Source organism: Pseudomonadota bacterium, from assembly GCA_039714795.1.
GTDB lineage: Bacteria > Pseudomonadota > Alphaproteobacteria > JAGOMX01 > JAGOMX01 > JBDLIP01.
Genome location: JBDLIP010000055.1, coordinates 1 through 11,542 on the forward strand (window position 1 = coordinate 1; position 11,542 = coordinate 11,542).

Consider the following 11,542-nt stretch of genomic DNA (forward strand, 5'->3'; position numbering starts at 1 on the left):
GAAATGCTACCTTTTTTAATCAACATAATCTTCACCTTCGTTTTTGCATTGAAAGGCATTGATCTATTTCAAGATCAGAATCTATACTCAAAGACAAATTAATCCCCTATTTCCTGTTACGTCCAAAGTGCTTACTTACCAGTGCAAATTCTACGATTGCAGAATACTATTAAACTAGAGATTTTCATCTGTCATTGGTATGCATCAGTAGCACGTTCCTTTTTAACACAAGTGTTGGGTTTATCGCAAACTTTTAAAACAGCTCATTGACGATTTATTTTTATTTTCATGGATTGGTCGCGGATGGCTTAACAAAGCACATAAAAAGCCAAGTCTGATTTCTTTAAGACAACCCTTTGTCAATCATAATTCAGCCAACTCCTTTGGGATCACAATCTTAAATTTAGGGATATACACCCCACCTTTTACAAGCGTACGTGGCCCTTGTCCAAGACTGACCCGAGTAGTGTCGAGAAATGGAACCCAAGCATGTTGCTTTTTTTCCATAAAGTACATGAAAACTCTTTTTATTTTTACAGATGTGCATTGTTCTAATAAATCCTGCAAGATTTGTGGTCTAAGATTAGCAAGTCCTTCAAACATTTGATAGCACTCAACTAAGCTAATATATTTGGGAGTAAGGTATAAGCACTCTAGTATCGATCGCTCAGCTGTTGATATTTTAATTGTAAAATTTGCTTCGGCATAGCTTTCCAATCCAACACATACTGGCAAAGTAATTGTCTTTATGTGTTGAATTGGATTTTGCCATGCATAATCTACAAACCACTTAGGAAGTAATTTTTGGGGTGAAAATAGGAATATTAATTCTTTCTCAAAACTAAAATGGTGAGCGTGACCTAATAACGAAAGAGACGTTGGGCCACCTACATGAAGTGGTAATTTTGCTTGATCTTGGAGCGCATACAGCCCTCCTGCCCAACTGATCTCATCGTCGGGCCTTTTGAAAGCTCCAATTCCTACAGATTCAATCCATCCACTTTTGCAGTATTGTTTTTGCAGATCAATGGAAATCCCAAGCCCAACCAGCCACTGGGCTAAACATACCGTGCCTGGCTTATGCTTTTCTAGAAGAAGTTTCATTTTGGTTGTTTTATTGGTACTCATGGCCCCTATATAACATTATTTTTAAAATATATAAAGCTTTTGTGCAATTTCGTGGTTCATTAGTTGCTGCTATCAAAAACCTGTATACGCCTTGCGCCCTGTTGGGTAGATACGCACGCAAAAGCCAGTAATCTCTGTGTCCCAAATCAACATTCGCTGAACAGAGGAAAATTGGAAGTTATTTCGTACCCATTCCATAACAATTCGGCGGCCTGCTTGAAAAATCGGCACTGTACTGTCAAAAATACGAATCTACCACACAAACGCTCGAGAATGGAACTGTTACAGTGCCTGGCCCTGAGCAATTACAAACACATCATTAATTTTTTAAAAATGGAGAAAAACTTAATAATAGATAAAAATAAAAAACTAAAGTACATAAAAAACAAAGAATGTTCTTGACTATTAGTATAATTTCAATAAATTATTCTTATAATTAAGATGTATTATTTTATTGTAAAGATAGGAGTTTTTTTATGTTTGTTGTAAAATTTGTGAATGGTAATACGCTTTCTGGAAGTTTAGATCAGATTGTTGCAGGCCTTCAGGCTCTCTCTAGCGAATACAGTTATGGATCAGACGCTGACGACTTGCTTGTTTCGATTGATTCCTGGGATACGCAAGAGAAATATCTCAACGGTGGTAATGGAAACGATACTCTCCTGGCTGGAGGTCAGGGAGCAATTTACTTGCTGGGCAAGGAAGGGGAAGACATGCTAGTAGGGTCTTCAAGTGAGGCTAACCGCATCTTTGGTGGAGAAGGAACGGATTTCTTGAAGAGTAATCTTGGAAGTGTTAACCTTCTCAATCCAGGTGCAGGAGTGGATGTGGCTATCGGCACAAACCAAGGAAGTGATTACCTAGTACACGAAATTGCACTTAATGCCGATGCCATCAATAGTCAAAATAATATAGGTGACCTTTATATTGGCTCAAACTCTACTCAGGATTATCTGATATTCGTGGCTGAAGAGGACGACTTCATTGAAGATGCAAATATGCCAGGAACTTTCATACATATTTTTGACGCGTTAGATAATGCAGGTGTGAAAGAAATTTTAGCTAGCAACCACAGGGTTAACTTTCAAAAGAACCCTATATTGACAACAGATGATCGGTTGCATTTGACAGTGATTAACATTGAAAACGTGATTTTTGATCTTAAACCCGTGGCAGTAGCCGACACACTTACAGTCAACATCACTCCTTTGGGGATCATGGGTGAGGATAATCTATTGGCAAACGACCTAGATCCAAACCATACAGCCAACAAAGCCAAGGTAGGTGATTCCAGTTTTGATCCCGATGTTGCACCAATTATTTCACAAAGTCTAATTGACAGTGACAAAGGTCTTGAAGTGCTTGATGTCTACGATCTTCTTCTTCCTGATAGGCTTACCAACACCAGGCTGGTTGCTGATTTCAATGGTGGCGAGATTGCTAAATTCAGTATCACCGATGGTATGGGCCAAGAAGCAATTCTGTTGGTTAAACGCAATGGTGACGTTAGCTTAACTGGCGAGGCTATATTTGGAACGGATGAAGAAGTTCACTTTAGCTATGATAATTTTGATGGGTTTTCTTTAGCGTCGGCACAAGCGACATTCGTCTTGAATACACCTCCTGAAGCCGTAGACGATATGTACATGACAGACGAAGATACGGTGTTAAACATTGCTATGCCTGGAATCTTGTTCAACGACAACGATGATGATATCGGTGATAGTATTTCAGTAAATCTCCCTGTTGTCAGTGAACCCAGCAAAGGAATATTGAACGTGCACGGTGATGGCTCGTTCAGTTTTGACCCTAATGGAGAATTTGAAAGCTTGGCTGTGGGAGAATCAGAGCACGTAATCTTTACTTATCAGGTAGTCGATAACTTCAATGCCCTATCTAATATTGCCTCAGTTGACCTGGAAATTGAAGGCGTGAATGATACTGTCTCTTATAATATTTTTGATTCCAATATTAGTGATACAACTTTCAGCGGTGGCAATGAAGACAATGTAAACTTTAGTATCGACCTTTTGGATTCAACATGGATCAATGATCCTGATACAAACGATACTCACAGTCTTGTTGGTAATCCAGATGCAGTAACTCTTGATTCTATTGTGACACCAGCTGGCGTCAGTATTTCTTCTGTTGGTGTATTTACACTCCTAGGCAGAACATTAAGCTTGGTAGTTGATGACCGCTATCAAGTCTTAGGTGCTGGAGAAACAGCAACGCTTACTTTTACATCTCGCATTCGTGACTCAGGTGCTGATCCTATAGTTCCTGGGCCTACAGCTTCTTCAACCTTTGATGTCGTGGTTGCAGGGGTTAACAACCGCCCCACTTTAGCAAATATCAATGTTACTACAAATGAAGATGCTACAAATCCCTTCAGTGTCGATATCTTAGATACTAGCAATGACATTGATAGCAACGATGTAATATCCTTGAACATGGTTAGTTTGGACTCGGTTATGAAAAATGGAATGATGTCCATGCGCATGATTGCTTTTGCACAAACGGCAATAGGCATTTCATTGGATCCACACCAATTCAATGACCTTGCAATAGGTGAGGATGTGGTTTTTAAATTCTCAGCTACGGTATCCGATGATAGCGGTGCAGCTAACGATACCTCTCTAGCTAATATGGTTACAGTGACTGTTGATGGAAGAAATGATCCCCCCAACGCTGTGGATGATGGCTTTGGTGTGGGCATTGTAACTGATGAGGATAATTCCATTAATATTGGCAACGCCACGTTGCTAGACAATGACTTTGACCCAGATGCCAGCGATGTTCTTACTATTTTCAGTGTGGATGACTCCATGGCCAAAGGAACAGCAATGCTCATGGGAGGAGTAGTTGTATATGATCCAAATGGCCAATTTGAAGAGCTAGCTGTGGGGCAAATGGATACGGATACATTTGAGTATACCATAACAGACGGTAATGGTAGTTTTGATACAGCAACAGTCACCGTGAAGGTGAATGGGGTAAATGATGTACCGTTGGCTATTCCTGATGTCAATGCTTTTGTAAAAGAAGATGATCCAACTACGACTGATTTAATGGGAAATATACTGGACAATGACAGTGATGTTGATAGTGTTTTGACGGCTCAACTTGTGAGCCCTGCTGCTGGTACTTATGGCAACTTGATGCTACAAGCCAATGGAGACTATACATATTTAATTGACAACACACTTCCAGCAGTTCAAGCGCTTAATAATGGTGATGTTGTCTTTGATGCCTTTACCTATGAGCTGTTTGAAGATGGTGTACCCTCAGGAGTTACAACAACTCTAACCCTGGAAGTCATAGGAACTGCAGAACCACCAGTCATTACACCAAGTGTTATTGTTGTAGATGAAACATCAAAAACTATTACCTTAGATATTGACGTTATCGCAGATGAGGACAGTGACGACCTAATATTTGGAGCGACTACGGTTCCAACCGGTGTTGTTGTGGATCCAACCCTGGTGAATGATAGTGATGATGGTGTTATTGATGGAATGATTAGCACACCAGTTGATATTGATTATTCTGGTGCGCCTGAGGATCAGGTATCTATAGTTGAGTTTATGAGTACAACGACAGGTGGGCCAGAGGAGAAGTTTAACGTGGTGATTGGAACTGAGAGTGAACCTCCTGAGAATTTTTTGCATGTTCAATTTCATGATACCATTGCAGACACGTTGTCTTTGCATGCTATTCCTGTGAGTGATTTTCCAAAAGATATTGATATGGCATCAGATTTGGAGCTATTTATTGCCCAGATACCAGATAGCTTTGTATTTGCAGGTACTCTCGACATAGAAAATGATGGCGATAAGGAGCTTATTATACAAGTGACAGGCACAACAAGCACACTATTTTATGGGTTACAAACGGAATTTTTTCCCACTGATATTGACAGTATTGTGGACTTGTCAGGAGAGTTTTTATCGACGGTAAATGCTTTATCATTCAATGGGACGATTGATGTAAATAACAATGGCCAAGATGATTTTATTGCTATGCTAAGCGATGAAATTAATAAATTTTACTATGCATTTGAAACAGAAAATTTTCCAGCTGAAATTGATTCACTTGCAGATCTACCCAATGAATTTTTGGTCCTTCCAGCTGCTTTCTCTTTAGTAGGGTCAATAGATACAGATGGTAACGGAGATATGGAAATGATTATCCAAACTACTAATAATGGTCACCACAGTTTTCATTCTCTGCAGACAGAAAATACCCCTATAGAGATTCGTACACCACTTGATTTACCTGATCCTTTTTTGTCAATTCCGGATTTACTTTCTTATTCTAGCACAACTGATATTGATAACGACGGAGATAATGAGTTTATAGCTACACTTAGCAATGCAGGGGATATGCTTTTTTATGCATTTCAGACCGAAGATACACCTATTGATATAGAGACTGTTTTGGACTTACCTTCGGAATTTCTCAATATAAGCTCTCCTAATATAAGTGGAACTAATATCAATTTTTCAATTGGCTCTATTGATAACGGAGATGAATTGTCAGGCACCGCAGATAACGATATTATTATAGCCCTTAGTGGCAACGACTCCATTGAAGGCTCTGCTGGAGATGACCAACTTCTAGGTGGTGAAGGAAATGATGCGTTTATTTACACTGCAGGAGGAGCTTTTGGTCACGATACAGTTATAGATTTTATGCTCAATGACACTTTGTTGTTTTTTGGCTTTGCTGCGAGTGTCTTTAATGTTTCTAGTAATTCTAACGATATTAGTATCACAGTTAGTGATGACCCCATTAGTGGTCCAGGAGGTAATATCACAATGCAAAATCTCGTTCCAGAATTAGGTGGAGGCACTTTTAACAGCATCATGGATCTGATCGATGCAGGTATTCATATTGGTATTCAGTAGGAAACAGACTAACCTATCTAAATAATCCAAGACCTAAATTCGTATGCATTACAAGAAAAGAAATCTAAAATGCAACAGGTTAAATACCTTCTGCTTCCTGACAACATTTGGAACATTTTTTAAATGGTGCAAGTATTCCTGCTCTACCCTTCTTCCATGCAACCACTATCGCTACAAATGCTGCACACAGACTTAAACCACCCAAAACACCTCCGGAAACAACCCCTCCCAGTTCAAGTTGACCTACTTCTGGTGCCGGAATACTATTGGCAACATTCAGAGTCATATTTGAGCACAAGCCCTGCTCATCACATGCTCCCAAATCTATCGAACAACTGTCACCTGTCAAAAAAGCTTTCAGCCCCCCACCGCTTTCAACCAAAGCTGGCAAAAAAGTTGTCAAGTGAGATCCAGGTGCAGCAACATCTTCAAGGTGACACCCTGATTCTTGCCAAACATGATACGTAACAGCAGAATCATCAGTTGCTAGTATATGAGTCGTCCCCAACGACATCGGTGATTCTGTAAATGAGAATCCTGAATTTTGCCAAATTGGAGGAGAAATAACGTTAAGCCATGGACCTCCAAGTTCTCGACCACCAATGCCATCGTCTACCAAATATGACAATTTTAACATCCCTGATTGTGGAGGGGTATCAATCCTGATATTTAGCCCATCGAAAAGGCAATTTAATTGGGTTAGGTTACCTTGAAAACTGCATTCCCGTTCAGTTGGAGTTCCAAACCCTTTATCAACACAAACAGAAGATAAACTGCATATTGAATCTGAAAACTGAACAGGACTCGTAATTGGCGAATCAATTTCTAAAGTAATGTTAGTGCTTAACGTATTGGATAGGCTGTACCCAGAGAGAGAAGTGTTCTGTCCAACAATAACCTCAAAAGTCCTTGGGCCACTCATACTCAACCCATTTCCCATTGGCAACATATTCAGTGCCAACAGCCCAACCCCCGTACGTATAATTCCAGAATCAAAACCACACCTTTGAACTCCAGATGCTAGCTTATGGGCACCAGAGGTTACCCGGTCATACACGCCGTTTGCAAAACGGAAGGCGCTTGCTGCTTCTAGGCCGTTAGTCAACAAACCAGTTGTAAACGGAGCGTATTCAGCTAAATCAGTCCAACCCAATGCCATACCAACACCAAATCCCAAAGCTTGAGTAGGATTCTCTTTGACACCAGTATAGATCTTATGGGCAACGCCCCTGGCCATCTCGGTCATTTCTGCCGGAGTTTTGGTTTTACATTGGTTGTAAGCGCTCTTTGCGGCACCTGTGAGAGGCTCGAACAGAGTTCTGGTGAAATCCCACCCTGCAGGACCTATAACTTTTCCAACACACCAAGCAAAATCGGACCAAGACTGGGGTTGCGTGGATTTTTGGTCAGTTTGTTCTTCTGCACGATTGTGCGCCAAGTCCTCAAGTAAATTTTCAGTTTTTGTCAATTTCTGGATTCCAACTAAATCTTGATCAGATCCAAATTTTGTGAGTGTTTTCCTGTTTTCTGCTTCTTCACGTTGTTGGGTTAACTTACCAAGCTGTTCTTCAGGCTTAGGTCGTTTTCGATGTGTTGGCTCAAGCGTTTGTAGTTGTTGAGTAATTTTCTTAATTCTTGCTTCACGTTTTTGATTCCTTTCATTTTCTATTGGATCAAGCTTTGGAAGAAAACTATTCGATACACGAGTCCGTTTTACATCAAAAATAAGAACTTCATCCAAGTTCGCTCGAGCTACCTGATACGGCAACATCATCAAGTTAAAATAAGAAACCAGGGTTAGCCAGGCAAAAACACGAAAGGTTTTCTTCATATTCATAGGTTTTTTCTCCTCTAATGCATCTTTATAAAACATCAATAATTCTGTTTTATATAAATTTAAACAAATCAATCTGTTAATTTGAATAAAATCAGATCACAGATTTCAAACCCTCTGGGCTTTATAAAACGATTCTCCCTTATTTGTCAAATCTAATTTCAACTGTAAATATGCCTGATGCCTTAAGCTGTTCAGATTGTCGCTGAACAATAACTACCCACACCTTCATGAGGTGCAATTACAGTATGTGCCAATGGCACTAACTTAAGAGCTAAAATAGCTTCTATATTGACCTGAGGGTCATTTTCATTGGTAGGTTGGGCTTGCGACCTCATTCTTAGTTTACCATCCTCTTCAACAAATTCGCCATTTTGCCTATGGTAGCCATTAGGTGGGTGCTCACACTCCATCGCTGCAAACTCTTTGTCCTAAACGATTTTTCCTTAAGTTAATCTCAGTTTTGGATAAGCCCTAATCCCTCCATATTCATCTTTGGCTTCCTTCCTTTCATCTGATACGCAACGATGCCAGCTAAAAGCTTCACACAGAAATTAGTAGGAGAACGGTAATTGCTCAACCGGGGTCTGGAACCCCCTTATTTTATGCGGATGAAAATTTTCCATCAGCCAAGCAAAGCGATCAAACCCGCATAGATCCTGGATTCCTTTTTAGACTTCAATGCCTTGGTAATGGCTGCAAAGATCACATCAACTACCTTAATGCTCACCGATCTGCTGAGGTTCTCAGTTTCAGCAATACGGCTAACCAAATCTTGTTTGTTCATCCATTTTCCTCCTTCCGTTCACAACCCATGCCACACCAACTTCTTGCTTGCTTAACCACCAGCACTTTTTTGTTCCGAAAAACCAACCGAAACTAGCGGGATATTAAATAATCAACACCTGAAACGTCAAGAAGAAAAAATGCTGCTTTGCAGACATCTAAGCTAACCTTTTGCAATAAATAAAAACTTTTTCTATTATTGCTGAATAAATGTTATCAAACCCCAAAAACTTGCATTGTCTAATCAATCACTACCGCCTAAAGGCGGTAGTTTGGACCACGCTTGCAAAGCAGATTCAGTGCGATGAAATATTGAAGTTATCTTGTTTATGGTGGGCTTCTTGATTTTCTATGTAATCTTGAATTTGCCCCTCATTCAAATTTCCGACCGTAAGGACGCTAGGAAAAATAACCTTTACAATTTAACTAAAATACTTTATAGACAGCGTTACGCAGCAAGATCAAGCAACAGAACGCGAAACACGATTATAAATGTTATTTTTCCTAGCGTCCTAACAGCAAAATATCCTCGTGCCCAAATATGCTGACCCCAATACCTCTTACGCAAGTGTTCGAACTCCATCATAATTTTTCGATTTGTCTTGCCTTTAATGTATTGCATTACCTTTGATAACGATATACTAGGGGGAACAGAAATTAGTAGGTGCACATGGTCCGGACTTAGACTGCCAGAAAGAATGTCTATGTAATTTGCTGCACAGATCTCACGCGTTAATTCCCTAACCCGATTTGCTACATCTCCTGTTAATACGCGGTAACGATATTTTGTACACCATATCACATGGTATTTCAGGTCATATGTTGTGTGGGTACCTTTTCTATATTCCATACTCTAAGGTATACTAAAGTATTCGCCTAAAGGCGAGGGTATTTTCCCATCCCACATAGAGATATAAATAACCTAACTATGATGCAACAGTTTGCAAAAAAGTATGATTTTTAAATGAGACAATTCGGTGACGTCAATCATCGTTAGCAAAAACTTGCAATGGAATCTCAATCATTGCAACATCAGCAGCCCTGAAAAACGCTGTCTCTCCATAATGATCTGTTATGTTGAGCCAGTCTTCGTCTGAGTGAGCGTGTAGAGCATAAAAAATGAACTCTTGCATTTCGCCCCAATCATCTTCATCGTTGGGATTAGATTGGTCTTCCTCAACGTGTAAGACCATGGGAGTGGGATCGTTGATGAAATAAATCTTGACAGGATATGAATCTGTTGCCTCTGCATCAGGATCTTCTGGATCCTCAAAACAGGGAGGTTCGAAGAGAAATTGACAAAACCTCAATTGTGATGATTGGATTAAAATTCTGTGAGTATCAGAATCAAATTCAAAGAAATCGACTCCCTTGATCCATTTTGCCGTGGAAAAGAGTTGCCTTAATCTTTTGTAGTCTGAAGTCGGGATGGATAGGCATTCTTCCAGGCCATTGGACAAACGGTATTTGATAAGCCATCTTTTGAAATCTACAAAGGGATCCGGTTCGTTTGTTGTCTCTATCTTTGTTGTTAACGCTTTCTTGCTGCTTTTGTTGCTGGTTGGTGCTTTAACGAGATCTTTTTTTGTCTCGGTCGCGGTATTGTTTTTTGTCATATTTCTTCTCCTTCAGTGAGTTTTTGGAATTTTTCGGCAAATAAATTTGTGGCTTCTCTTAAGGGTTCATCAGCCAAATGGGCGTAACGTTGAGTTGTTGCTGCTTGGGTATGCCCTAACAACTTGCCAACAATTGTTAGGCTTAATCCACTGGACACCAAATGCGAAGCATAGGTATGCCGCATGTCATGAACAGTGAAATCCTTTAGATCTGCCTGTTTGCGAATAGTTGCCCAAGCTTTCTTGAAATCTTTTACGGGTTGCCCTGGTACTCGTCCTGGGAACAAATATGCTGAGTCTGTCCTTGTTTGATGCATGGCTCGCAAGATCTCCAATGCAGCTGGAGACAAAGGCGTATGTGCCATTTCCCTTTGTTTAGTTTTGTGTGCTAGCTTAGTCCATATTCCTTTCTTCAGGTCAAATTGATCCCAGGTGGCCTCCAAAACTTCGTGTTTTCTGGCACCTGTGAGCAGTAAAAAGTGAACAATATTGGAAACTGTCTGGTTATGGTACGCATCTAAAACCTTGATCAGCCGTTTCAGCTCTTCTTCCTGCAACCAACGTGTACGCTTATTCTCTTTGTATTTTTTAACATTGGAAGCTGGATTATCTTTTCTCCAGCGCCACTGGATTGCCAAATTAAACATCTTGTGTAGCAAAGATAGAATGCGGTTGGCATAGACTGATTTTTTCTTTAAACGGACATGAAAATCTTGAATACTTTCGAAAGTCACTTCAGCCACTTGCTGAGTCCCAAACTCTTTCAAAACGTAGTTTTTCAGCATTGCTTTATCTTCTTTGATGCTTTTTGGGCTTTTGTCTTTTTCAGCATGAAGCTTGAGATATTTTTGCGCCAACTCCTCCATATTGTGATTGCCAGCAACCGGTACTTTCTTAACCGAAGGATCTTCTCCTGCACTTACCTTAAGCGCCAACTGTTTTGCCGTTTCACGAGCTTGCTCGGTGGTAACGTTTCCGTGCACGCCGAGTTTAAGAAATTTTGTTTGCCTTTGTGGATTGCGATACTGAAAGAAATACGTCTTGCGACCTGTTGGGTAGATACGCACACAGAATCCAGTAATCTCCGTATCCCAAATCAGCGTCCGTTTAGTAGCACCAGGCACACTACTTTCAACTGTTCTTTTCGTAAGCTTGGCACGATTTATTTGTTTCTCATTGTAACGGATTCTGTGGGACAATCTTGGGTTGAAAAAGGATAGGTTATCGGGTACCTGTTTGATGTAAAAAAACACCGGCTAAAAAGTCGG

Annotated in this window: 8 protein-coding genes; 1 reads left to right on the plus strand and 7 read right to left on the minus strand. The window is 40.2% G+C overall.

Translation table 11 applies throughout. The features are described from left to right. Positions 1-363: 363 nt before the first annotated feature. A complete protein-coding gene (locus ABFQ95_05205; protein MEN8236922.1) occupies positions 364-1,128 on the minus strand; it encodes a type IV toxin-antitoxin system AbiEi family antitoxin in 765 nt (254 codons plus the stop codon). A gap of 476 nt (positions 1,129-1,604) precedes the next feature. On the opposite strand from ABFQ95_05205, the gene ABFQ95_05210 reads away from it, so the two are divergent. Next, on the plus strand, positions 1,605-6,038 hold the full coding sequence (locus ABFQ95_05210; GenBank protein MEN8236923.1) for an Ig-like domain-containing protein: 4,434 nt from the start codon (positions 1,605-1,607) through the stop codon (positions 6,036-6,038). A gap of 79 nt (positions 6,039-6,117) precedes the next feature. On the opposite strand, the gene ABFQ95_05215 is transcribed toward ABFQ95_05210, so the two are convergent. The 6 genes from ABFQ95_05215 to ABFQ95_05240 all read right to left on the minus strand — a co-directional run bounded on the left by ABFQ95_05215 (position 6,118) and on the right by ABFQ95_05240 (position 11,527). Beyond that, positions 6,118-7,875, minus strand: a complete 1,758-nt coding sequence (locus ABFQ95_05215) for a hypothetical protein (GenBank protein ID MEN8236924.1) — start codon at positions 7,873-7,875, stop codon at positions 6,118-6,120. Between the two features lie 191 nt (positions 7,876-8,066). Further along, the gene (locus ABFQ95_05220; protein MEN8236925.1) at positions 8,067-8,285 is read right to left on the minus strand and encodes a hypothetical protein; all 219 of its coding nucleotides are present in this window, start codon (positions 8,283-8,285) and stop codon (positions 8,067-8,069) included. A 212-nt stretch (positions 8,286-8,497) separates the two neighbouring features. Then, complete coding sequence (locus tag ABFQ95_05225; protein MEN8236926.1) at positions 8,498-8,659, minus strand: HU family DNA-binding protein; 162 nt, start codon at positions 8,657-8,659, stop codon at positions 8,498-8,500. Between the two features lie 447 nt (positions 8,660-9,106). After that, positions 9,107-9,508 (minus strand): IS200/IS605 family transposase, encoded by a 402-nt coding sequence (gene tnpA, locus ABFQ95_05230; GenBank protein MEN8236927.1) that lies wholly within the window; start codon positions 9,506-9,508, stop codon positions 9,107-9,109. A 133-nt stretch (positions 9,509-9,641) separates the two neighbouring features. Then, positions 9,642-10,274 (minus strand): hypothetical protein, encoded by a 633-nt coding sequence (locus ABFQ95_05235; GenBank protein ID MEN8236928.1) that lies wholly within the window; start codon positions 10,272-10,274, stop codon positions 9,642-9,644. Then, positions 10,271-11,527 carry a site-specific integrase gene (locus ABFQ95_05240; GenBank protein MEN8236929.1) on the minus strand — a complete coding sequence of 419 codons (1,257 nt, stop codon included), beginning with the start codon at positions 11,525-11,527 and terminating at the stop codon, positions 10,271-10,273. The genes ABFQ95_05235 and ABFQ95_05240 overlap by 4 nt, the downstream gene beginning before the upstream one ends. Between the last annotated feature and the right edge of the window lie 15 nt (positions 11,528-11,542).

Excerpts from the sequence above, each read along its gene's own strand:
- ABFQ95_05235 (MEN8236928.1), bottom strand. The coding sequence starts at position 10,274 with ATGACAAAAAACAATACCGCGACCGAGACAAAAAAAGATCTCGTTAAA.
- ABFQ95_05220 (MEN8236925.1), bottom strand. The coding sequence starts at position 8,285 with ATGGAGTGTGAGCACCCACCTAATGGCTACCATAGGCAAAATGGCGAA.
- ABFQ95_05205 (MEN8236922.1), bottom strand. The coding sequence starts at position 1,128 with ATGAGTACCAATAAAACAACCAAAATGAAACTTCTTCTAGAAAAGCAT.
- ABFQ95_05225 (MEN8236926.1), bottom strand. The coding sequence starts at position 8,659 with ATGAACAAACAAGATTTGGTTAGCCGTATTGCTGAAACTGAGAACCTC.
- ABFQ95_05215 (MEN8236924.1), bottom strand. The coding sequence starts at position 7,875 with ATGAATATGAAGAAAACCTTTCGTGTTTTTGCCTGGCTAACCCTGGTT.
- ABFQ95_05210 (MEN8236923.1), top strand. The coding sequence starts at position 1,605 with ATGTTTGTTGTAAAATTTGTGAATGGTAATACGCTTTCTGGAAGTTTA.
- tnpA (MEN8236927.1), bottom strand. The coding sequence starts at position 9,508 with ATGGAATATAGAAAAGGTACCCACACAACATATGACCTGAAATACCAT.